Below are 23943 nucleotides of genomic sequence, written 5' to 3'. Positions count from 1 at the left end.
CAATGCTTCCAATTTTTAACTGTATTTTCTGGATAAGTATTCATATTTCAAATAAGATACATTTATACGGCTAATAAATAGACAAAGAAATTATGACCAAACAGTTATGTATGCACTGCTATATTTCTGGGAAAGTCCAAGGGGTATGGTTTCGAGCGTCCACAAAAGAGCAAGCAGATAAATTAGGTGTAACCGGTTGGGCACGCAATTTAATTGATGGCCGTGTTGAGGTTTTTGCTTGCGGTGATGAAGAGCAACTTGAAAAATTTGCACTTTGGTTAAAAGAAGGGCCGCCTCTTGCTGATGTTACGAACTATACACAAGAAGATCTAGCTTGGAAAAAGTATGTTGGATTCGATACTTTATAAGCCAAATAATCAGTGGCTTCTTGCTTTCATTTGCTGAAATATTTGGTCGCCTAATTGTCTTTCCTGAGAAGTTAGCCTTGGTTCTAAACGAGAAAGCTCTTTCGCCGCTTGTTCATTTTTATTGGTAGCAGCGAGCTTTAACCATGCATAAGCCCTACTTAAATCCTTGCTTACGCCAAGACCTGCTGTATATAAATATCCTAACTTTCCTTGGGCCACAGCATTCCCTTGATCGGCTGCTTTACTAAACCAATAGGCTGCTTGTTGATAGTCCTTATCAATTCCCGTTCCACTAAGTAATAATTGTCCTAATTCAGCTTGAGCTTGAGCATTGCCTTGTTCAGCTGAAGCCTGATACCAGTAGGCGGCTTTTTCGGCATTTTGCTCTACCCCTAATCCATTTAAATATTGATAGGCCAAGTAAGCTTGCGCATTTTTATGTCCTTGATTAGCAGCACTTGAAAACCAATATGCCGCTGCACGCTGATCTTGTGCTATCCCATATTTGCCAGTGTATAGAAGACCCAGGCTATATTGTCCTTTGGCATCACCTTGTTCAGCTGCTTTTTCATACCAATATAATGCTTTTTCCACATCCTTAGGTGTTCCGTGACCAACCATATATTGATAACCTAAATTAACCTGTGCTCGTGCATAACCCTGTTCAGCGGATTTTTTAAACCAATCAAACGCTTTTGCCTCACTTGCCTCAACCCCATCACCCACTGCATACATTAAACCAATGTTACGTTGTGCAATTGGATTCCCTTGTGCCGCAGCTTTCATATACCAGGCAAAAGCTTGTTGGAAATCTTGTTTTACACCTTTACCATTATCATATAGAAAACCTAAACTCAGTTGGGCAAGCGCATTATTTTTTTCAGCTGATTTTTGGTACCATTCTTTTGCTTTAGCATCGTCTTTAATAACACCATAGCCATATTGATACATACGCCCTAATAAATACATTGCCTCTTCATTGCCTTCATCAGCGGCTTGCACCAAATGTGGAAATGCAGTCGTGTAATCACCATTTTCATAGGCAGAAAAACCAATGATTACATCAGCAAAAACAGAATTAACGAAAAGACAAGCAGCGATAAAAAACTTAATTCGCATGCTGACTCCTAAAATTACTCTCTTATGTAAAAGAGTAGAATATTTATACAAACAAAGCCAAATAAAGCATAAATTTAAGGTATATTGCAATGTTATTTGTCACTCCTGAACGTACACTCTGTTTCTTCCCTGCGATTTGGCTAGATACATTGCTTGGTTCACGTGCTCAAGAGACTCCTCTATCGGTTTCTTAGGCTCGAGTAGCGCCAAACCAAGTGATCTAAATCCACTGTGATAAAACAACAATTTTACCACTGGCCCTGGTCATATTTTTTATCTTTTCTCTTCTGATGGAATTCCGTAGCGATGTGAATGCGCCCTTCACGATTACTTCTTTCATTTTATTCAAGCGTATGTAGCTCATAATAACAAATCAAATTTTATGTTATGTCTCAGAGGCGGCTTTTTATCAGGCTCATTCTTTAAGAAATAAAAATTACGCACAAAAATCAATTTAATATGATAAATCAATAATCAGTCCACTTGCTCTTAATAATAATTACACTCACTTGGGTTACTGTTTCTGTGCAAGGTTACTTCCTCCTTTTCTTGGGATTTAGGATTACTAAAAAATCCATTGGTTTTATACCCTGCGGTACAAACCTTTGTCCATTCTTCCATTTCATCAGGCGCAACAAGAGGCGTTAAATGCGGATCTGTTGTATAGGCATCAACAACAATTTGGAACTCAGGAAGTATCTCATAAACCAGTTTCACAAACATAGGTGCAGTTAGCTGTTGTCGATGATCCTCTTGAAGATAGAGGTTATCAGCCTCACATTTTTGATTATCATAAAGAGGATCACCATGCTCTAAATAATTTCTAAATCGCCGAAGATCACTATAATTTTCAAGAATCCGATAACATCTACCAGCGCCGTGGTAATCTCGAATTGTATCTAGATGTTGCAAAAATTGAGCTGCATTATATTCAATCGCATCATTTAACTCAGGATTAGAACCAAGCAGCTTAGCCAGAGACAACCCTAAATGATCACTATGGTATTTATCCCATTCCTCAACCGTCTGAAAGTTTAAATCTGATAACAAATACTTTTCTTCTGAAAGGAATTCTTTAATATTAACCAGGGCATTATAAGCTGCCATGACCCGTTTTCCAGGATTTAATAGATGGTCTCGGTCTGCTGATTTATGTAATGTTTCAGCAAACTCACGAATATGCTCCAAACCTTTTAGTTGTTTTTTGCGCTCCATTTCACGTTTTTGACGAGCTGCTTGCATTTGCTCACGTTTTTCTTTTCGTTCGCTGACAGTATTGGAAGATTTTTTAATAGCATTCTTCATAATACCCGTGAGGGTTTTATTACGGGCTCTATCTTCCTGACGCGAGGGTAGAAAAGAAAATATTTCTCCTAATTCCCTCTTATCGGGTATTTTACGTACACCGCTTAAAATACCCTGGGAAGCCTCAATTATGCTTTGAGGGGCATTTTTCGAAAGCAAAGCCTGAGTAAATTCTCTTTCATTCTCAAGTGTAGTGCGTCTCTCAACCGTCGCAAGGGCATCTTGTGCTTGTTCACTATCCTCATCTGGTTTCATTTCTGCATCAAGCTTTAGAATGCGAAGCCAAAATTGTTCTGGGTCGCCATCATAAGCCCCTAGTTTTTCTTGACGCAATACTAATAAGTTAATCAATCGAGCGCAAAATTCCTCTAAATCTTCACCTACTATTTTTTCGAATAAAGGGAGATTTGCCATTAATTGTTTAATTTGATGCATGTTATTACCTGCATCTTGATGTACTATCCCATCTCGGATAGCAATAAATGCGCGCCAATCAATACTATTATCTAATTTGCATAAAAACTGGGAAAAATTTTTTCCAGTGATTAATTCACCAATCATCTCTAAATAGTGTAGGGCAGCGTGTTGTCCCCTCTTCGTAGACAAATTAAAACGAAGTTTGTATTGTTCCGCTCGACTTGTGTAGAGTGGGTTGATAATAATATCCCCATGAGGGCGATCTTTTATCGGCTCAAATTTGCCGGTGTAATTCACTAAATTTAGCAATTTAATTAAATTATCAAGATCAGTGATATAGCTTGTTATAGCTTTAATACTCAATAGAGAGATAGGCTTGATGGCATTTGTTGTTGGATGTTGTATTTCATTGGCAACACTTTGAAAAAAATTTGCTAATGTATCCAAATCTCTATTAAGGAAATCTTTTAAAGCTTCTTCAATAATATCTTGTCTATCCGCCAATTCGCGCATGATAAATCGAATGCTTTTTATGGCAGGAAAATAGTGGGGAGAGTGGATTGTTGAAACTGAGATATCGCCCAGAGGAATTATTTTAGGCTCCTCATTTAAAGGAGGTTCTATAACCAAGCCACCTAATTGATCAAACGTCATCCATGTAAATGGAGCAGGTCCAAAATTTAAAGAATATTTACCCCGTAACTCATACGATAAATTTTGTATAGTTATACATATTTTTTCAAATAATAAACGACATTCTTCCATCTGATCAATATGAATCATAGCAAGTTCAGATGGTTTTGAATTAGAAGGTAATGCCTTAACCCTATTTTCAGCTCTTTGATATGTCTTTAGAAAATTCAGTGCCTTTATTATAAAGTTCACCCGGTCTAAATCATAATTCGTATTTAGAGTTTCTGTGGCGACTTCTTTTCTTTTAGGGAGCTTGTTTTTATCGCTAAAGAGTCTGTTTAACTCCTCATAGTCCCTGACACATTCCTTCTTATATATAAGAGCAAGTTTATTTTTGATTTTCCATAAATTTTCAGTCATGACAAAGATAGCAGTTTTCCTGCCCAAGCTTGTGGTTCTTTTGGCTCCTGCATGTTCTAGCGCCATAAATAACTCTACGTTGGCATTTTGAGCTGCGTATCCTATTGCAGTCATGTTTCCTTCACTGTGGTTAACATTAAAAGAAAGCTTATCTTGATACAGGCATATGAGCTTAACTAGTCTCAACATCGCTTTATCGCCTGCTTTACAGTGACTACAAGCAATTAATAAGGCTTTTCCGTATTGTTTTTTTTCGATTTTATTTAAAATTAAATCAACTTTTTTAAGTTGCGTTTTTTGGGCTAATAACTTAATTTCTTGAATTAATTGTTTTCTAGCACCCTCAGACATAGCTCATCCAGCGCGACAGGGAATAATTCGGACTATTTTATGCCACCATGGCTTAAAATTCAACAAATCCTTGAGCAAAAAAAATAACCTTTAATGGTATAGTCTTAAATTATGGCAAAGATTTTAAAGTGGGCTCCACCCAAATCCCAAAGCTGCAAAGAGACAGCTAAAGCAGACAAAGCACTAGTCACAGTTTATTTATACGGGTAATCGATAAAGTGGTTGAGGACAAAAATCGAATCATCTGAATAATTAATGCTATATTCCATCATGTACGCGTGCCCCACGGCCCTTTATTCGTTTCAATCCTTTTCGCGAAGACTTAGCAATATTCTAATTCAATAACTTTTAACCGGCTCTAAACAAACGTTTTTAAAGGCCAGGCTACAATTAATATAGATAGGGAATTTAGAGGTATTAAATGTCACTAGGATTTATTTCACACCCGGATTGTTTACTTCATAACATGGGAATGTTTCACCCAGAACAACCTGCCAGACTGCAAGCGATTGAAAATGCAGTCACACATTCTAATTTGGAGAGTCATTTAAAATATTATCAAGCACCTTTAGCAACGCGACAACAATTACTTCGTGTACATGACAGTGATTATGTGGATTTTATTTTCAATAGCTCTCCTGCGGAAGGTTTGATTCCTTTAGATCCAGATGTTTCGATGAATCCAGATTCGCTCACAGCGTCTTTGCGAGCAGCAGGCGCGGTAGTTTATGGGGTTGAATTAATCTTGAATAAGGAAGTAACAGCTGCATTTTGTAACGTTCGCCCTCCCGGACATCACGCAGAAAGAGATAAAGCTATGGGTTTTTGTATTTTTAATAATGTGGCCGTGGGCGTTTCCCATGCATTAGAGCAGTTTCAACTTAAACGCATTGCCATTGTTGACTTTGATGTTCATCATGGCAATGGCACTGAGAATATTTTTTGCAAAAATCAACGTGTCTTATATTGTTCAACCTTCCAACATCCATTTTATCCATTTAGCGGTGCAAATACCAAAAGCGAACATATCATTAATATCCCTCTTCCTGCAGGAACTACCGGAGACGTATTTCGCAAGCAGGTCGAAGACCGATGGTTCGAACAAATCAAGCAATTTGCTCCGGAAATGATATTTTTCTCAGCAGGTTTTGATGCTTACTATCAAGATGAATTAGCTAACTTAGAGCTAACAGCAGATGACTATTTATGGATTACCCAATGTATAAAGAAGATAGCTGATGATCAATGTCATGGGCGTATGTTGTCCGTGCTTGAGGGAGGTTATCATCTAAAAGGTTTAGGTGATTGTGTAGTCGCACATCTACACGGATTATTAGACTAAGTTAACAAGGTAGTTCCTAATTCTCAAGCATGATAACAGCTGCCCCTGTAAACCGGCTATGGCGCAAATCATCAAGAGCCTGATTGACTTGAGCTAATGAGTAAGTGTGTACTTCTGTTTTGATCGGTATTTGGGGGGCCAGGGCAAGAAATTCCTCACCATCCTTGCGAGTTAGATTGGCTACTGAGCATAAAGTTCTCTCTTCCCAAAGAATTTCATAGGGGAAACCAGGAATATCGCTCATATGAATTCCTGCACAAACAACAATACCGCCCTTTGCTGTGGCTCGTAATGCGGTAGGTACTAAATCACCAACCGGCGCAAAAATAATAGCAGCATCCAGTAAATGTGGAGCAATTTCATCTGATCCACCCGCCCAGCAGGCACCTAGTTGATAAGCAAAACGTTGGGCTTCATGATCATTGGGGCTGGTAAATGCATAAACTTTTCGCTGTTGATAACCTGCAACTTGAATCAAGATATGTGCAGCAGCACCAAAACCATAAAGACCCAGGTGCTTAGCATCCCCTGTTTTCAATAACGCTCGATAGCCAATTAAACCTGCACAAAATAAAGGGGCCGCTTGATAATCCGGGTATCCTTCTGGAATAGCGAAACAAAACTGCGCATCTGCAACACAATACTCAGCAAAACCGCCATCAATTTGATAACCAGTGAATTGTGCCTCATCACATAAATTTTCACGTCCAGTAATACAAAATTGGCAAACTCCACAACTTTTTCCAAGCCATGGAACACCTATTCGTTGTCCTATTTTAAACATTGTGACGTTGTCACCCAATTTTTCTACGCAACCAACAATTTGATGACCAGGAATGAGGGGTAGTTTGGGATGCTTTAATTCACCATCAAGGATATGAAGATCCGTTCGACAAATTCCGCATGCCTTAACTTTAATAAGTACTTCATTTTCTTTCGGTTCAGGGATGGCAACCGTTGCCGGTTTTAATAAGTGGAAAGGCTTTTCAAGGAGCATGACATCCATGATTGTTCTCCTGTAACAACATTCAATATCATACCATCATTCTAATAACTTTATTCAAGTTACTGAAATCTGATGTCATATAAATGAGTATAGTGTGTAAAAAAGACACTCTTATAAGCGAAATGTATTCTTTATTTTTGCTGCGAACCCACCCTGCTCGTTATCTTTTTCAGTGACATAATCATCAATAATTTTTTCAACAGTATTAAAGTGTGCAGGAGAAAAAAAACTATTTTTTGCTAACTCATGTGCCTTATAAGCACCAATAGCCGGACCACTTACAGCCCCTATGCAAGCACCGATGAAAGCACCAACAAAAAAGCCCATTAATTCAGCAGTTTTTAAGCCTTCAAAAGCACCATACGCTGCGCCGATAAAGACACCAGCAACAGTTCCCAAAATGGCTCCTATTGCATCAATAAAAACCATGGCAATTTTTTGTGGCAGGGTTAAAATAGAATTGTTCAATGCCGCGGCACTTGAGCGAACCGCTTGTACATGATTATTAAAATTATTCACATCTTCAGCGGATGTATACGCTTTCTTAGAGGTAACGAAATTATGAAATTCCTCAAAGGTCTCATTTAATTTAATATATTGATCATAACATTTAGATAAATGTTCAAGCTGTTTTAATGTAGATTCAGGATTGGATTTTGATTTCTTTGCTAAATTTGTCAAATAAGAATTTAGTTGATTTTTAACATTCTCTTTAGCTTCTACTAAATTGTTTTTTCCTATAAGAAGTGGCGGCGTGGGAATTGGATTTGCAATTTTTTCTCTTAGTTCAGAGAGCAACGTATTGATTCGATTTTCTGTTACACCCATAACTATAGTTCCAACAATTAACTTTCATATATTTTATTACATCGAAATTAACGTTTTATTAAACAAAATTTTTTAATGTTAATCTTTTAAATACCGATAGCACCTTAAAAAGGATACTCTTTGATGGTTGGTCAATAGCCTATATAATCCTTGTTACAGAGTTAAATTAATGGTTGAGTAAAGGATCAGCCATTGTCAGGCTAAGGATAACAATGCTTCGATCAGCTTTAATAATTATATTAATGACTTTTAACATTATTACTCAAGCAGCCCTACCTGTGGATCCAATTCAGCGCTGCCTGGATATCAGAAGGTTCGCCGACTTTACCACAAGACAGAAAATGGCCGCCAAAGAGCCTGGCGTGTTGCGTTTTAAATTTCATAAAATTCCGTCATCGGAGCTGCCTTTAGATAACCCTGTAGGCAATATGGATGAAGTTATCAAAGCATTAACTATTCAGATTGAAAACTGCAATAAAGGGCATGCAGAATTTCAGGCAGTAACCATTGCCGGTCGTCAATTCAAGCGCCAGGACTGGTGTCTTAATACCAACAAAAAAATGCTCGCTTTGGCAAAAGCTGCCCATGGTAATTTTCAAAAATATTTAGCAAGCATCAAAACCGAATTTGACTGGTATAAAAGCGATGGCTGGCCTGAAAATCATGCAGGATTTAAAAAAGGTGAGTTTCAATTTACTGCTTATTACGCGCCAGCCGCTGTTGAAGCTCGCAGCAAGCGTGGTGGGGCATTTTTATATCCTATCTATAGTAATCCTGGTGTTGTCAATGTAGCGTTGGAAACCAAAAGATTTAATTTGAAAGCACCCCTTTGCGGTGTTGATCCACTTACAAAAATGGTGCGCAGCTTTTGTATGAAAAATACCCATGGCAAATACTCTGTAGCACCAGACCGAGAAGAAATTAATCGCGGTGCTTTACATCCAAAATATGTCATTGGTTACGTTAAAGACCCAAATGATCCCGATTTTTTAATGGTTGAAGGCTCTGGCTCATTAATCCTTGATGGCCAATTATTTCGCATCAATTACGATGGTGCCAACGGCAGGCCACGCACTATGCTTGGGCGCATAGTTCAATGCGCCCAGGATCCCACTTGTGGCGGCAACCTCGATACAATTGAACGTTGTGCTAAAGATCCTAAATGTCATGATGAAGCAAAGTTACGCTGTAATGTTTCTAAAGAAATCAGACAAAGTGCAGCATCAGAAAAACTCATTCGTCAATATCTGGATCATCCTCTTAATCGCGCTAAAGCGGCCGATTTACGAAATCGTGATCAGAGCTATGTATTTTTTACAAAGGAACACGGCGGACCGTATGGTTCAGACAACATTCCTCTAACGCCCCATGTTTCCTGCGCAACAGATCACAAGGTAATTCCCATAGGCATGAATTTTATCTATAACCACAAAAATGTTACTTCATGGTGTGTAGCTCAAGACGCAGGCGGCGCCATTATGGGCGCTCATGTAGACGTCTATAAAGGTGAAGGTGATCAGGCTGGCATAGAAGCAAACGAGCTAAATCATGCAGGTTCCTTATATGTGGCACTGCCAAAACGTTAATAAGTTTGGTAACCTCATCCCAATCGTGTACGATTTCACTTTTCAGATTTAGTAATGTAGCCTGGGTTGAACAAAGTGGAACCCAGGTTACATTCTTGCAGACTGCAGAGATAGCTATTTAAGGTTGCTGATTGAGTTCTTGGGTTTCAGCATTGTTCGTTACTGAATGGGAAGGCAAAATAATTTTCCCGTTTTTAGAAAATATGATCATGTTGATTTTTTTATTCTCAAAACTCCTCACAAGTTCGAGTTTAGAATCGCTAACACTATATCTAGTGATTCCTGTATCGATTGAGAAATCCACTCCTTTACAATAGACCTCTCCATCATTTGTTAGAATAAACATTCGCGAGCGGTAACTCACGATATCAACAATATTTAGATCAATTTTTTCCATAAATGGGAACTATTGTTTTCTAGAGAAAGATTTAAATTTTGAGCCATGTCACTTTTAACACCGGTGAATTGCTCAGCATTTTTACCCCAAGTAAGCCATCCCTTTAGCGGGGAAAAATAAAAATTTACCTCATCTCCCACTATGAGTTTTGATGGTGGCGATGGTAATTTCTTGTAAAATGCCTGTAAATTTCTTGGCAGAAGAGCTCATAAATTTGTTTATTTGCTCGAGTCTATGCCCTTGAGAAGTTGATGGATTTTCCATAAGAAAATAGGCAGGAATTAGTACTATAAAAAAATTATACGCGGAGTGAAAATCTAGATTCTCTAAAGCTAATTGACAAATGATGTCGATGGGAAAAGAAAGAATATTGAGTGGAATTGCATTTTCAAAATCCTAAATTATTACTTTTTGAATATAACAATTAGGATATTTATACACTATTCCATATGAAATGGCTTAAACGTATATTTATCAACAAATTATGATTAAGTTGCTAATCTTGAATCCAGTTTAGAATTGTTGCTCGCAGAGAAAGAAGAAAATATTACTTTGCCAAGGTCTTTTTTAAAATTGCTATCTTGTTGATTCATCATGTTCTCATCAAAATTGACGTAGATATCTCCTGTTTCAGTGAGATAAAGGGCATAATGGTCTCCAGCCGCGATGGTCATGAAAATTGCATTGTCGTGAAAACTAATAGGTTCAGGTGTAAACAAAAAATTTTTTCCTTTTTTCATTTGATCTTTTTGCAAACCTATCTCGGTTCTCATCTTCCAACCGAAAGAATACACCACGCCGTTCGCATCTAAACATAATGAATAACCATTACCGTTCGCGATCATTTTTTATATCATTTAATGATTCAATTTTAGTCGGAATCGAGACTCTCTTAATTTCGCCAAGACCTAATTCCCCCACTTCACTCGTCCCACAGCTAAAAACCTCTCCTTCTGCACTAAGAAATAAGGTAGTCATACTCTTGCAGGCAATGGAAATAATCTTTTTATCTTGTAAAAAAGTAATCAGTGTTGGCTCAGAAGTTTTTATGGGATGCTGCATCCCTAATTGACCAAATCTATTCATACCAAATGCATAAATTTTTCCATCTTCAGAAATGCAAAAAGAAGAATAAATACCTGCAAAAATATTAGTGATTTTTATCTTGTCAAAAGCTGTAATTAGTTGAGGGATTTCTTGGTTTTCATAGTGTCCTAATCCTAACAGGCCCTCTTTATTCCATCCCCAACTATAGACTTGGCCATTGTCTGTTAATGCCAATATATGACGACCGCCTAAAGCAAGTTTAATAATTTTTTTACTCTCTAATCCTTTCACAAGTTGCAGTGGAGAAAGCAATTTCCTATTACTGGCATTATTCTCATTGCTTTTTGGATCTTTAGGGAAATTCATCCCCATATGATAAACCTTCCCATCTTTCGTCAAAATAAAGGTTCGCGAGCGATAACTCACGATATCAACAATGTTTAATTCGAATTTCTGCCATAATTGCGAAGTCTTATTTTCCAGAGACAGAGTTAATTTTTGCACAAAATCGCTTTTAAAACCTGTAAATTGATCAGCATTTTCACCCCAGAAAAACCACCCCTTTAGCGCAGAAAAATAAAAATTTACGCCGTCTCCTGCAATAAGTTTTTGTGGTAGTAATGTCTTATAAACCTCTGTGAATCTCTTGCAAGAAGAACTCAAAAATTGCCTTATTTGCTCTTCTCTATATCCTTTAGTTGTTAATGGATTCTCCATAGCAAAAAAGGCAGGAATAAGTGCTATAAAAAAATTAAACGCAGAGTGGGAATCGAGATTCTCTGCAGCTAAGTAGCAAACGATATCAATTGGCAGAGAAAGAATAGTACCTTTTTGAAAACTAGATTGCATTTTTTAAATTCCTAAAAACATTATTTTGCACAATTGAGCAATCCTCCGGTTTCATTAGATCAATGAATCATGGGTAAAATTACCCATATCTTTAACTTATCCGCGTAAGCTTATCTTAATATAACCAATTTATAATCAAATAATACACTCCGGGAACATACAAGAGAAAATAATGACTATCATAGCCACCAATAAAGAAATGCAAGAATCATCTTCAATTCATAAAAAACTCCAACGCATAATGGCCAGTGTTCTCTGCCCCACACTAAAGCGAGACTGGTATGCATACAAAGGTTACAAAACCTTTGACCAATATGCTCATAGTATGTTCTCGAAAGAAGCGATTAAAGGCGATTTATTAAAAAAAGGATGGGACAATATTAAAGCTGAGCGAAATTTTGTTGAGTGTATGGACGTTAGAGGTAACTCCTGTCAACTAGACAGCATTAGCCTATCTCCTATAAAAGGAGATAAATCACTTCCGGGTGCGGGTAAGCATATTTTAAATTTTCTTGGGAGCATGCAATTTTATGAAGGATTTGTTTCAAGCATGGCAAAACAACAAGTTCTATCCGGAGCAACTGTACACGCTTTCAATTATCCTGGAATGTACAGTAGTACTGGGGAAGTTTTAGAGTTTAATGATCTAGTGAACTCAGGCATTGCCATGGTAAATAAATTATTAGAAAAAGGAGTTCATCCAGACGATATTATACTCCAGGGAAATTGCCTGGGAGCTGCCGTTGCAGAAGCAGTTGCTGCACAATTTAGAGCCCAAAATATCCAATTACGTGTAATTAATAGCAATAGTTTTAAATCAATAAAATCAGTCATCGTTGAAAAATTTCATCTATCGTTAATTAAAAACCTTGTAGAGAAATTATTGAGTTACACCGGCTGGCTTATAACACCTAGTAAACTGCGCGGAGAAGAACATCATAGCCCCTACCATTTAGTATTAAGTCGTTCTGGTGATAAAACCATACCTGCCCGAAGCCAAATGGCTAGTTCAACAAAAAAACATACTACAGAGGAATCCTTTGACACTTATAATGATGATTTTCAACAAAAACTAGCGCCCCATTTGGAAATGAAATATGAAAATGATCTTCTTCCGAAAGAACAAAGAGATGCCTATGATCAACTTCAGAAAGTCCTTGGGGGTCAAATAATCAAAGATCCACATCTTGCTCCCCAGCATACCATGTATTCCGCAACAGATAATAACGTATCTTTTTATACGGTGGTTAATACCTATCTCCAAGTTTCGGAGAAATACATAGCGGCTCATAGACAAATAATTTCAGAGGGCGATATTCCCAGGGCACCTTTCATCTTAACCGCGCAAGATCAGCCAACACACTATATTGAAGAGCAAAAATTATTAAGTATTGCTAATATTCTTGAGGCGCTAAATGAGGAGTATTATGAAGAAGAACCAGAAAAAAAATTAGAGCGATTGGAAGATACGATGGGATCGTTTATTAAAAATTCTTTTAAATTATATCAGCAAATTACGGACAAACCTCTTATGGGGACTGATTCTAAAGAGTACAGCAACCTTGATCTTAAGATTGCTCGATTACAGCAATCAGCAGGAGAAAATATCATTCTCACATTATCGGCGATTCTAGAAGAAGCAGATAGCAGCCAAATAAAGCCTAACTCTTATGCTCAATTTGTAGTCGATCTTTTAATTAATCATCTAAAACCACAAGGATTGGAGGAAAAAACACATGCGAATCAAGAGGATTTCACGTTTGTAGTAGAAAAATTGAAAGAAATGGGCAATCTACTGAAAGATGATTCTGACGAAAAGAAAGAAGGTGAAGGTGATAAAGCCCTTCCTTAGTCATATTAAACAGCATGTAGTTTTGCTCAATTATGCGGAGCTAGACAACCTGGAAGGCATATAGTTAAATGTGCCCCTTGCAATCAAAACCCAAGAAATCGTTGATTAGCCGATTCTAATTCCGATGTAATGAGTATAAATTAATGAGCTACCAAGGGAATGAGATTAATGTGTATACAAAGGATTTGAGACTTACTAAAAACGAGCGATGTTGGTGTTATATTTGTGGTGCATTCCTTATTTTTTCCAGCCATTTATTTGAAAAATATGGATTTTATGATCTAACATTTTTTTTATATGACTCTAAGATATTAAAGAATGTTATTAAAAGTTGTATTTTGATACCTTTCGTAGTGAGTTTTGTTTTAATTTTTGCTGATAAATTTTTCTTTCAAAAGCGCTCTCGACCGCAGTATGTGGGAAAAATAGTTATATACTTCTCTTATCTGATAGTGGGATTAGGATATACTCGTGCTGCCCTTTCAGGAAATATTTTCTTAATTGGGTTTTTATTGTGGCCAAAAATTTCTTTACGACCAAAGCTTCTTGCATTATGGCCAGAGATTTTCGCGTTATGGCCAAAGATTTTCTTCTACTTTTTTATTTGTCTTCTATTCAATTTCTCTCTCTGGAGTAAAATTTTATTTGGTGAAATAAATGTTGATGAATTAATTTCTACAATAGCTTTTGGAACGGATGGCGTTTTAAGCGTTAGTCCAGGCTTAATCAGTTCGTTTGTTGAATATGTGTTGTTTTATTCGCTTATTATCAGCCTATTTTTTGCCTTAAGCAGTGAAGCAATTTTAATTTTCATAACCGATTATTATCAACAGCATTCTTCTTTAATACGAGCTATTAAACTATTACTTCCAAGTTTTCTTCTCGTTACTGCATTGTATTGCATCAATCAACAATGTCATTTCTATGACATTATTTCTTATCTTTCAAAACAAGATTTGGCCAAATCGGACGATCGATTTGGGAACCTTTATGTAGATCCCAAGAATATAACATTTAAATTAAATCAGAACCCCAAGAGTTTAGTTATGATTTATGTTGAAAGTCTGGAGTCAACTTATAAAAATAGAGAGTTATTCAAAAAAAATTTATTACAATCTTTAACTCACTTAAAGCACCCACACATTTCATTCTCAGAGTTTATACAGACACATGGTGCTGAATGGACAATTGCTGGTCTTGTTTCTTCTCAGTGTGGTGTTCCACTAAAAATGTTAACTGTTTTTAATGGAAATCAATTTGGTGAAAATATCAAACAATTTTTACCTGAAGCACTATGTTTAGGCGATATTTTAGCAAAGTTTGGTTACCTCAACGTTTTTTATCAGGGGGCTGCTTTAAATTTTGCTGGCAAAGGTGTTTTTTTTCAAACCCACCACTATCATGAACTTTATGGGAAAAAGGAATGGATAAATGCCGGTTATACCGGTGCTGATATGTTAGGTTGGGGTTTACCTGATGATTTATTATTTAAAGAAGCTAAACAAAAATTATCATTATTAATAGAAAAAGAGCAATTATTTAATTTAACGATTCTGACAGTAGACACGCATGGCCCCAGGGGACAAATCAATAAAACCTGTATTCAAAAAAAAGGGAATTCATTTGAAGATATAGTAAGTTGCACAGCGGATGAAATAGCTGATTTCATTAACTATATTGATAATAAGGGTTGGATGGATAAGGTAATTATTGTTGTGACAGGCGATCACATAGCAATGAAAAATCCCTTATCTGATAAATTAGAATCAGCCACGTCTCGTTATATTTTTAATATGATTTTTAGCTCTCAACCCTTAGAAAAAAACAGGGAACAACTCGTTCATGTTGATCTTTTCCCCACTATCCTAAATGCAATAGGATTTGAATGGTCAGATGAACGACTGGCCTTGGGCTATTCAGGTATAAAACCCTTAGTTACAAAAAATTTTTCATTTAATGCTCACCTGAATGATATAGATCATATCGTTTATGCAAGAAGTGATAAATATAATCAGTTGTGGCATCGTATTAATTAATCGTGAGAAACTCAACCTGGCGATAAACCAGGATGAGTATTCCCAAGAATTGCATCGAGTCTTATACGGCTTCAAAGATTGCAGCCGCACCCATACCAGTTCCTATACACATAGTCACCATACCGTATTTTCCTTTTATACGGCGTAAACCATGTAGTAATGTGGCTGTGCGAATTGCCCCTGTAGCTCCTAAAGGATGTCCTAAGGCAATAGCACCTCCTAAAGGATTAACTTTATCGCGTGGTAACTCCAATGTTTTTATAACAGCCAGCGCTTGCGCAGCAAAAGCTTCATTAAGCTCAATCCAATCCATTTGATCAAGCGTTAATCCTGCTCGTTTTAGAGCTAGAGGAACGGCATTAATTGGGCCAATTCCCATTACCTCAGGGGCAACCCCGGCAACGGCAAAGCTTCGTAAACGTCCAATGGGTTGTAAATCATATTTCTTTAGCGCTTCTTCACTTGCTAAAAGAGCAATCCCCGCACCATCACTCGTTTGTGAACTATTACCTGCTGTCACTGTTCCTCTTGCCGCAAACACCGGTTTTAGATGAGAAATCACTTCGTAAGATGTATCCGCACGTGGCCCTTCATCTTCACTGATTGTTCTTTTCTTACTGATGACTTCAGATGTGGCCAAATCAGCATGACGAACTGTAATTTCCATGGGTGTAATTTCAGCTTTAAAATCACCACGTTGTTGGGCAGCCACTGCTCGGCGGTGACTTTCTGCAGCAAACTCATCCTGCTGCTCGCGAGTAACATCCCAACGCTTGGCAACATTTTCTGCAGTAATTCCCATACCATAGGCAATAGCGACATGCTCATTGTTAAATATCGCAGGATTAGCAGTATATTTATTGCCTCCCAAAGGAACCATGGACATACTTTCTACCCCACCAGCCAATGCCAGAGACATATCACCATGAGCAATAGAGGTGGCGGCGGTGGCAATACTTTGTACGCCTGAGGAGCAAAAACGATTAATTGTCATTGCTGGCACACTTTGAGGCATGTCAGCAAGTAATGACGCAATGCGAGCTACGTTCATTCCTTGCTCAGCTTCAGGCATGGCACAACCAATCACCACATCACCGATTGCTTGCCAATCAACGGATTGATTGCGCATTTTTATTGTTCGTATCGTATGCGCCAATAAATCATCCGGCAATGTATGTCTAAAAACCCCCCTGGGTGCTTTGCCAACAGGGGTACGCAATACATCAACCACGTATACATTTGTCATCGCTAAGTCTCCTTAATTGCGCAATGGCTTGCCGGTTTCTAGTAAATGAGCAATACGAGCTTGTGACAGTGGCGTTGCTGCCAAAGTCATAAACGCTTGTTTTTCTAAGTGCAGTATCCAAGCCTCATCAACCATTTCACCTTGATTAACATCCCCGCCACACAAGACTTTTGCCAATTCATTCGCTAGAAAATAATCATGTTGGGAAATAAATCCACCTTCAAGCCAATTTACCAATCCAGCCTGTAACCGAGCATGCCCTTCACGACCTGCCACTTTAAAACGAGTTTTAAGTGGCGGTTGATAGTTCATTGCTTGCATCTCTTTTACTTTTGCAAGCGCTGCATAAAGAACCTCATTGGGATGCATAACCCAACGATCTGTTTGCCGTAAATAACCTTTTTGGCGCGCTTCAGGTGCACTACTAGCGACGAAAGCTGTAGCTATCTGTTGGAAATACGGTTGCAAGAAGGTTAATAAATCAGCATCTTGTGCCTTGCAAGCTGCACGCATTGCCATAACCTTACATCCGCCGCCAGCGGGAATTAACCCAACCCCTGCTTCAACAAGGCCGGGATAAGATTCGAAGGCAGCAACAACAGCATCACAATGCATCATGAGTTCGCAACCACCACCTAATGCTCTGCCACGTAACGCCGCAATTACCGGAACAGGTGAATATTTTAGACGCATGGCGATATGCTGAAAATGGCTGATCATCTTATCCAAAGCATCCATCTTATTTGCCTGAATCAGTGCTCCAACACCTCTTAAATCAGCGCCCGAACTAAAATTCGTGGCGTCAGCCTGATAAATAATGAGTCCCTGGCATTCTTTTTCTGCTGTATTTAGTGCTTGCTCTAAACCGTCAAGCACAGATTGACCAATGGTATTTGCTTTGCTTTTGAAATTGAGGACAGCAACATCATCCTTGAGAAGCCATAAATGAACGCCATCGTTCTCAAACAATGTTGGCGCATATAAGCTTTTTTCTTTTAAAACTCGGTCTGGGAAGAATTGACGTTGATAAACAGGCAATTGACTGCGAGAAACATATTTCCCTTGTTGTGGGGAATAAGCACCTTCATCATTATAAAAATCAGTAATTTTTTTAAGCCACTCAGGTAATTTAGCCTGACATAATGTTTCTTTCGTGTCGTTACCTTTTTCAATAATTTCCTGCATGGCAGCCAAACCTGCAGTTTGCCATGTTTCGAAAGGTCCCTGCTGCCAACCGAATCCCCAGCGAATCGCCAAATCAACATCACGGGTATTCTCAGCAATTTCCTGGAGATGGTAAGCACAATAATGGAATAAATCACGGTAACAAGCAGTTAAGAATTGAGCCTGCTTATCTGTTGATGAAACTAAATGTTGCATGCGTTGCGAGGGATCAGGCGTTTTCATAATTGCCTTTAATTCATCACTTACCTCACCCTTTGCAGGACGATAAGTACGTGAATTAACATCGTATACTTCAATTATTTTACCGTTTTTACGATAAATGCCTTGTCCTGTTTTTTGCCCTAGATGTCCTTCTTTTATTAAGCCTAATAACCATGCTGGCAGTTTAAAATTAGAATGCCAAGGATCATTAGTTAACTGCTTTTCCATGGTATTAACCACATGCTCCATTGTATCCAAACCTACAACATCCATGGTGCGAAACGTTGCTGACTTAGGTCGCCCAAGTAAGGGACCTGTTAATGCATCAACCTCGTCTAATCCTAAATTCATTGCCTCGGCATGATGGAGAGTTGCCAATAACGAAAAAACACCGATACGGTTAGCAATAAAATTGGGGGTATCTTTGGCGCGAACAACACCTTTACCAAGTCGACTTGTTAACCAGGTTTCCAGTTGATCGAGTAGTTGGGAGGTTGTAGTCTCTGCAGGAATTAATTCAGCCAAATGCATATAGCGAGGTGGATTAAAGAAATGAACACCGCAGAAGCGTTTACGAAGAGCAGTTGGCAATACGCTGCATAGCGTATTAATACTCAACCCGGAAGTGTTACTTACTAAAATTGCATGTTCGTTAACATGTGGAGCTATCTTGCGATACAGCTCTTCTTTCCAATCCAAACGTTCAGCAATCGCTTCGATAATCAAATCGCAATCATGTAAATCTTGTAAATTTTCTTGATAATTTCGTGCTTGTAGTAACGAGCCGGTTTGTGCTGTGGCAAAGGGAGCTGGTTTTAATTTTCCCATATTAGCAATCGCTTTTTCGACCAGGCCATTGCTATTTCCCTCTTTTGCGGCTAAATCAAACAATAATGTTTCAATCCCTGCATTCACACAGTGCGCTGCAATTTGCGCGCCCATAACGCCGGCACCGAGAACCGCAACTTTCTTAATGAAAAATGGTTCCTGCATGATTCCTGTCCTTCTGTTGATGTGGAGCACCATTACAGTGCACTAAAATTTTGATGAATTGTCTCACCAAGGATCACTACTGCAAAAATCTTAGCTATGAAGTCACTTTCAAGCTCCAAGCTATGAAATAAATTATTTCTTCGGTCTTAATAAAGCAATACCCTTGAAAGTTCCCTCTTCAAAGAGGGAACTTTACCGCTTAAGACCCTATAGAGATATTAAATTGTATCCCTTGTGCAAGTGGTAATGCATCGCCCCAGTTAATTGTATTGGTTTGACGACGCATATAAGCTTTCCAGGCATCTGAACCGGACTCACGACCACCACCCGTTTCTTTTTCACCACCAAAAGCACCACCAATTTCAGCACCAGAAGTGCCAATATTGATATTCGCTATCCCACAATCACTACCTACTGTACTCAAATAAAGCTCAGCATGCTTTAGATTTTGCGTGAACATGGCAGAAGACAAACCCTGTGGTACACCATTTTGCAGTGCAATTGCTTCTTCAATGGTGTTATAGGGCATTACATAAAGAATTGGAGCAAACGTTTCTTCTTGAACAATATCCCAATGATTTTCAATATCCGTCACAAGAGTAGGCTGCACAAAATAGCCCCGCTCATTAAGTGCTTCACCACCAAAGACAATCTGCCCCCCTGCAGCAGTAATACGAGATATTGCTTGTTTAAATTGTTTCACGGCATGTTCATCAATAAGAGGTCCCATTAGGTTTTTGCTATCTAAGGGATCACCTATGGTAATTTGCTCGTAAGCATGTTGTAAGTGCTTAACCACTTCTTTAAACATGGATTTATGAACGAACAACCGCCTGGTTGACGTACATCGTTGACCAGCTGTACCTACTGCACCAAAAACAATTGCGGGAATGGCCAAATTGAGATTGGCAGATTCATCAAGAATAATCGCGTTATTTCCGCCCAATTCTAAAATGGTTTTACCAAGACGTTTGGCAACATTTGCTGCTACTTGTTTGCCTACGGCGGTAGAACCGGTAAAAGAAATGAGAGGGATTCTAACATCATTGACCATTGCTTCAGCCACATCATGGGATTCAGGAATAACCAGGCCAAAAATTTCAGGACAATTATTTTTTTGTAATACTTTATTGCAAATATGATGAACAGCAATAGCACAAAGAGGTGTTTTGGCAGAAGGTTTCCACAATGTAATATTTCCGCAGATAGCCGCTATAAACGCATTCCAGGACCAAACAGCCACCGGAAAATTAAAGGCCGATATGACGCCCACAATCCCATAAGGATGCCACTGCTCATACATGCGATGTCTGGGGCGTTCTGAATGCATAGTATTGCCATAAAGCATCCTTGATTGACCTACCGCAAAATCAGCGATATCAATCATTTCTTGAACCTCACCATCCCCCTCTTGTTTTGACTTACCCATTTCCAGGGAAACCAAACTTCCTAACAAGTCTTTATGCTCACGCAATGCCTGCCCAATTTGACGGATAATTTCACCACGTTGCGGTGCTGGAACTTCACGCCATGCCAAAGCTGCCTTCTGAGCTCTTGCCATGACTTGCTCATAATCCTTCATTGAACAGGTCGCCACTTCTGCCAATTTACTGCCAGTTGCAGGATTAAAAGAAGACAGCCGGCTTGAACCTATTCCACTTTGCCATCCCTGGCCGCTAAAAGCACCAGGGTTAACCTCATTAATATTGAGATGTTTTAATAAATCCATTCGTTTCTCCTAAGCGTAATGTTTGCCAAAACGGTTAGCTAACACTGCCGCTAAATGGAAATTTTCTTGTAAAACCAGGCCATGATACTCATTGGATTGGCCTAAGACCAAATCCACCACAGCACAAACACCAGATGCAGTACTAACTTGAATAGCAGACCACTCTAAACCGCGAATTTCTTGGGGGTAAACTTTCTTGACATAACTCTTTTCAGTTAACTCACCTTGCTTTATACCTTCCACAGTCACATAAACGATAACGATATCTTGATATGTTTTGGGAATAGCTCGTTCCAGGATACGCTTCAAAGTATCACGGTCTTCATTTAATTTTAGGTCATTCATCAGCAAACGCATTTTTTCGCAATGACCAGGATAACGCATTGTCTTATAATTTAAGCTTTGAATTTTTCCTTCATAAAGTTCAGCCAAGCTTCCCAAGCCCCCGGAAGTATTGAATGCTTCGTATTCACAGCCATCAATTTGAATAGATTCAAGACCTTCTAATGGTTTTAATACAATAGGTCTGCTAGCTTCAATTCCATAGCAAGGATTACCGTATTCATTGATTACCCCATCAGTTGACCAGGTTAAAGAATAATGTAAGGCATTACTTGCTCGTTGTGGTAGTGCACCAACACGTAATTTAGCATGATGGCATTGATCAAACTCTTTCATTAAGCTATTTGCTGCGATACTAATAAATCCCGGTGCCAAACCGCATTGAGGAACAAATGCTGTTTCTGCATTTTGAGCAATGGCTTTGACAGCTTCAGTGACTGAAGTATCTTCTGTAAGATCGAAATAATGAGCCTTTGCAGCTTTAGCTGCTTCAGCGACATAAGTATTAAGGAAATAAGGAAGACTTGAAATAACAGCAACAATATTATTTTTGATAAAATAATTTTGGGTTGCTTCTTTATCTTTGACATCTAAAGCTACTGTTTTTATTTCAGGCATCGCCTGCAACAAACGAGTAACATCAGTGCCAGAAAACTCCAAATCGGCCAAATGAACTTGATAATCACCGCTCTCAGCCAACAAGCAGGCAATTAAACTCCCAATTTTTCCAGCTCCTGTGATAACAACGTTGTACATACATCCTTCTCCTTTGTAAAACGAGTCGTCATCGTACATAAAAAAACGAAGCTTGGATATAGCCCGAAATGAATTAGTGTGTGGGGAAACTTTAACAATTCTTCCTACCCACTTCCTACGTGCCGCGATATTGTCTCCATCAATCCGGAAAAAGCCTATGACGATTTCAGAAGGACGGGGGTGATGAATTATTTGTAAAAATCTTGACCTTTAACAATTAGTATTCTATCGTCGCTTTCATTTAACTAAATAATGTAGTTATATTTTTAAACAAGAAGCCTATTGAAAATCAAGAGTAATTTTAATATCTATAACTACTAACCAAATAATGGCATGAATCAATCAATATTCGCTCAGAAACAAGCGTTAATAACAGTAAAAGCAATAAGCTACAGCCACCTTTTACGTGCTTTTTTATTTGGCTTAATTTTACCTCTAAGCTTTGCTCCTTTTCATATACCTGGTGCAGCCATTCTGAGTATCGCCTTTTTTTATGCTCAGCTTATTGAGGAAAAAAATCCTCATCCTGTGCTAAACGGTCTCTTTTATGGTTTAGGCTATTTTGGTTTAGGTATTTCCTGGATTTATGTCAGTATTCATGAATATGGACATCTTAATAGCATTGTATCCGCATTAATTACCCTGCTTTTTTTACTTTATCTATCCCTATTCCCAGCACTCATGGCGGGAATCTGCAAACGATTAATTAATTCTCGTTATCCAGTATACTCTTGTTTGCTATTTAGCGCCGTTTGGATTTTATGCGAATATAGCCGTTCTACGCTATTTAGTGGGTTTCCTTGGCTGCTACTTGGTTTCGGCCAATTCGATGCACCAAGCAAATATCTTTTGCCCATTATTGGGGTTTTTGGCGTAGGATTTATAACCTGCTTCGCTGCTGCATTGTTAACCACAAGTATTCAATTTAAGGGAGTTGCTCGTTATTTGGCATTAACTGCATTCGTTTTTTTATTACTTTTTCCTTCGTTACTGAGACAGGTTGCCTGGGCGGAACCAAAAGCGGAGCCAGTTTCTGTTGGTATTATTCAGGCTAATTTATCCATGCGTGATAAATGGGATGAAAATTTATTTTGGCAATTGCTACAACGGTATCAGGATGAAACAGAGAAGTTACTAGGTACACAACTTATTGTGATGCCAGAATCAGCGATTCCTCTACCCCCAAGTTATGTTGAAGAGTTTCTTGGGCAAATGCATAAAAAAGCAAAAAAGGCAGGTAGTGCGATTCTCTTAGGCATTCCTAAACCTACAATGATTGATGAAAATTCTTATTTCAATGCTTTGATTAGTTTGGGAGCTGCCAAAGGCTCTTATTTAAAACAACATCTCGTTCCTTTTGGTGAGTATATTCCCAAAGCAGTACAAACGATTAGTGAATGGTTAGCCATCCCTGATGCTAATCTATTGCCAGGCAAAAAAAATCAAGCCTTGGTAAAAGTTCAACGTCATTCAATTGCTACTTTAATCTGTTATGAATTGGCTTATGGCGATTTGCTACGCCAACAACTTCCCAAAGGAGAATGGATAGTTTCTATTAGCGACGACGGTTGGTTTGGACATTCTTTAGCCATGTATCAACAATTACAAATGGCTCAGGTACGCTCACTTGCCACAGGCAGATATCAAGTTGTTGCAAATAATGATGGTTTATCTTCGGTTATCAATGCTCAAGGCGAGCTCGTTGCCTCTTTACCGGCATTCAACTCAGGAATTCTCAAAACAACACTGATTCCGGCAACAGGTACCACGCCTTGGGTAAGGGTTGGTGATACGCCAATACTCATTTTTTGCGCATTAATTATACTATTGTATGCCCTTTATTGTATGTTTACATCTAAACTTAAGCATTAAACCTATTGCTGCAGAGCACAAGAGGCGCTATTCTTACCAGCCTTACTGAAATATAACTAATGA

16 protein-coding genes are annotated in these 23943 nt (G+C 38.4%); 6 read left to right on the top strand and 10 right to left on the bottom strand.

Annotated features, from left to right (window positions below):
- Positions 1-92 precede the first annotated feature (92 nt).
- Complete coding sequence (locus tag PXX05_RS05155) at positions 93-368, top strand: acylphosphatase (RefSeq protein ID WP_275089995.1); 276 nt, start codon at positions 93-95, stop codon at positions 366-368.
- A 9-nt stretch (positions 369-377) separates the two neighbouring features.
- Here the strand turns inward: PXX05_RS05155 and PXX05_RS05150 are convergent, their stop codons facing one another.
- Entirely contained in the window at positions 378-1487 is a 1110-nt protein-coding gene (locus PXX05_RS05150; protein WP_275089994.1) for an SEL1-like repeat protein, read from the bottom strand.
- A gap of 489 nt (positions 1488-1976) precedes the next feature.
- Positions 1977-4613, bottom strand: a complete 2637-nt coding sequence (locus tag PXX05_RS05145; protein WP_275089993.1) for a hypothetical protein — start codon at positions 4611-4613, stop codon at positions 1977-1979.
- 421 nt (positions 4614-5034) lie between these two features.
- Here PXX05_RS05145 and PXX05_RS05140 point away from each other — a divergent pair, with 421 nt between their 5' ends.
- Positions 5035-5955 (top strand): histone deacetylase family protein, encoded by a 921-nt coding sequence (locus PXX05_RS05140; RefSeq protein ID WP_275089992.1) that lies wholly within the window; start codon positions 5035-5037, stop codon positions 5953-5955.
- 16 nt (positions 5956-5971) lie between these two features.
- Here the strand turns inward: PXX05_RS05140 and PXX05_RS05135 are convergent, their stop codons facing one another.
- Both PXX05_RS05135 and PXX05_RS05130 read right to left on the bottom strand, forming a co-directional pair.
- Complete coding sequence (locus PXX05_RS05135) at positions 5972-6961, bottom strand: zinc-dependent alcohol dehydrogenase family protein (RefSeq protein ID WP_275089991.1); 990 nt, start codon at positions 6959-6961, stop codon at positions 5972-5974.
- A gap of 111 nt (positions 6962-7072) precedes the next feature.
- The gene (locus PXX05_RS05130; RefSeq protein WP_275089990.1) at positions 7073-7789 is read right to left on the bottom strand and encodes a hypothetical protein; all 717 of its coding nucleotides are present in this window, start codon (positions 7787-7789) and stop codon (positions 7073-7075) included.
- Positions 7790-8001: 212 nt separating this feature from the next.
- Between PXX05_RS05130 and PXX05_RS05125 the strand changes: the two genes are divergently transcribed.
- The gene (locus PXX05_RS05125; RefSeq protein ID WP_275089989.1) at positions 8002-9375 is read left to right on the top strand and encodes an MltA domain-containing protein; all 1374 of its coding nucleotides are present in this window, start codon (positions 8002-8004) and stop codon (positions 9373-9375) included.
- Positions 9376-10260: 885 nt separating this feature from the next.
- Here the strand turns inward: PXX05_RS05125 and PXX05_RS05120 are convergent.
- The gene (locus PXX05_RS05120; RefSeq protein WP_275089988.1) at positions 10261-10617 is read right to left on the bottom strand and encodes a hypothetical protein; all 357 of its coding nucleotides are present in this window, start codon (positions 10615-10617) and stop codon (positions 10261-10263) included.
- Positions 10601-11668 (bottom strand): RCC1 domain-containing protein, encoded by a 1068-nt coding sequence (locus PXX05_RS05115; protein ID WP_275089987.1) that lies wholly within the window; start codon positions 11666-11668, stop codon positions 10601-10603. Before PXX05_RS05115 ends, PXX05_RS05120 begins: the two co-directional genes overlap by 17 nt.
- A 172-nt stretch (positions 11669-11840) precedes the next feature.
- Between PXX05_RS05115 and sdbB the strand changes: the two genes are divergently transcribed.
- A complete protein-coding gene (gene sdbB / locus PXX05_RS05110) occupies positions 11841-13520 on the top strand; it encodes a Dot/Icm T4SS effector alpha/beta hydrolase (RefSeq protein ID WP_275089986.1) in 1680 nt (559 codons plus the stop codon).
- Between the two features lie 452 nt (positions 13521-13972).
- Complete coding sequence (locus tag PXX05_RS05105; RefSeq protein ID WP_275089985.1) at positions 13973-15556, top strand: sulfatase-like hydrolase/transferase; 1584 nt, start codon at positions 13973-13975, stop codon at positions 15554-15556.
- Between the two features lie 61 nt (positions 15557-15617).
- On the opposite strand, the gene PXX05_RS05100 is transcribed toward PXX05_RS05105, so the two are convergent.
- The 4 genes from PXX05_RS05100 to PXX05_RS05085 all read right to left on the bottom strand — a co-directional run bounded on the left by PXX05_RS05100 (position 15618) and on the right by PXX05_RS05085 (position 22008).
- On the bottom strand, positions 15618-16802 hold the full coding sequence (locus PXX05_RS05100; protein WP_275089984.1) for an acetyl-CoA C-acyltransferase: 1185 nt from the start codon (positions 16800-16802) through the stop codon (positions 15618-15620).
- Between the two features lie 12 nt (positions 16803-16814).
- Positions 16815-19181 carry a 3-hydroxyacyl-CoA dehydrogenase/enoyl-CoA hydratase family protein gene (locus tag PXX05_RS05095; protein ID WP_275089983.1) on the bottom strand — a complete coding sequence of 789 codons (2367 nt, stop codon included), beginning with the start codon at positions 19179-19181 and terminating at the stop codon, positions 16815-16817.
- Positions 19182-19380: 199 nt separating this feature from the next.
- Positions 19381-20910 carry an L-piperidine-6-carboxylate dehydrogenase gene (amaB, locus tag PXX05_RS05090; RefSeq protein WP_275089982.1) on the bottom strand — a complete coding sequence of 510 codons (1530 nt, stop codon included), beginning with the start codon at positions 20908-20910 and terminating at the stop codon, positions 19381-19383.
- Positions 20911-20919: 9 nt separating this feature from the next.
- A complete protein-coding gene (locus PXX05_RS05085) occupies positions 20920-22008 on the bottom strand; it encodes a saccharopine dehydrogenase family protein (RefSeq protein ID WP_275089981.1) in 1089 nt (362 codons plus the stop codon).
- 333 nt (positions 22009-22341) lie between these two features.
- Between PXX05_RS05085 and lnt the strand changes: the two genes are divergently transcribed.
- Positions 22342-23880: an apolipoprotein N-acyltransferase gene (lnt, locus tag PXX05_RS05080; protein ID WP_275089980.1), complete on the top strand. Its 1539-nt coding sequence runs from the start codon at positions 22342-22344 to the stop codon at positions 23878-23880.
- Positions 23881-23943: the final 63 nt, after the last annotated feature.

Origin of the sequence: Legionella cardiaca, from assembly GCF_029026145.1 — a bacterium.
Classification (GTDB): domain Bacteria; phylum Pseudomonadota; class Gammaproteobacteria; order Legionellales; family Legionellaceae; genus Tatlockia; species Tatlockia cardiaca.
This window is presented reverse-complemented; position numbering and strand designations above follow the sequence as displayed.

Excerpts from the sequence above, each read along its gene's own strand:
- PXX05_RS05130 (WP_275089990.1), bottom strand. The coding sequence starts at position 7,789 with ATGGGTGTAACAGAAAATCGAATCAATACGTTGCTCTCTGAACTAAGA.
- PXX05_RS05120 (WP_275089988.1), bottom strand. The coding sequence starts at position 10,617 with ATGATCGCGAACGGTAATGGTTATTCATTATGTTTAGATGCGAACGGC.
- PXX05_RS05095 (WP_275089983.1), bottom strand. The coding sequence starts at position 19,181 with ATGCAGGAACCATTTTTCATTAAGAAAGTTGCGGTTCTCGGTGCCGGC.
- amaB (WP_275089982.1), bottom strand. The coding sequence starts at position 20,910 with ATGGATTTATTAAAACATCTCAATATTAATGAGGTTAACCCTGGTGCT.
- PXX05_RS05155 (WP_275089995.1), top strand. The coding sequence starts at position 93 with ATGACCAAACAGTTATGTATGCACTGCTATATTTCTGGGAAAGTCCAA.
- PXX05_RS05150 (WP_275089994.1), bottom strand. The coding sequence starts at position 1,487 with ATGCGAATTAAGTTTTTTATCGCTGCTTGTCTTTTCGTTAATTCTGTT.
- PXX05_RS05115 (WP_275089987.1), bottom strand. The coding sequence starts at position 11,668 with ATGCAATCTAGTTTTCAAAAAGGTACTATTCTTTCTCTGCCAATTGAT.
- PXX05_RS05085 (WP_275089981.1), bottom strand. The coding sequence starts at position 22,008 with ATGTACAACGTTGTTATCACAGGAGCTGGAAAAATTGGGAGTTTAATT.
- PXX05_RS05135 (WP_275089991.1), bottom strand. The coding sequence starts at position 6,961 with ATGGATGTCATGCTCCTTGAAAAGCCTTTCCACTTATTAAAACCGGCA.
- sdbB (WP_275089986.1), top strand. The coding sequence starts at position 11,841 with ATGACTATCATAGCCACCAATAAAGAAATGCAAGAATCATCTTCAATT.
- PXX05_RS05140 (WP_275089992.1), top strand. The coding sequence starts at position 5,035 with ATGTCACTAGGATTTATTTCACACCCGGATTGTTTACTTCATAACATG.
- PXX05_RS05145 (WP_275089993.1), bottom strand. The coding sequence starts at position 4,613 with ATGTCTGAGGGTGCTAGAAAACAATTAATTCAAGAAATTAAGTTATTA.
- PXX05_RS05100 (WP_275089984.1), bottom strand. The coding sequence starts at position 16,802 with ATGACAAATGTATACGTGGTTGATGTATTGCGTACCCCTGTTGGCAAA.
- PXX05_RS05125 (WP_275089989.1), top strand. The coding sequence starts at position 8,002 with ATGCTTCGATCAGCTTTAATAATTATATTAATGACTTTTAACATTATT.
- lnt (WP_275089980.1), top strand. The coding sequence starts at position 22,342 with ATGAATCAATCAATATTCGCTCAGAAACAAGCGTTAATAACAGTAAAA.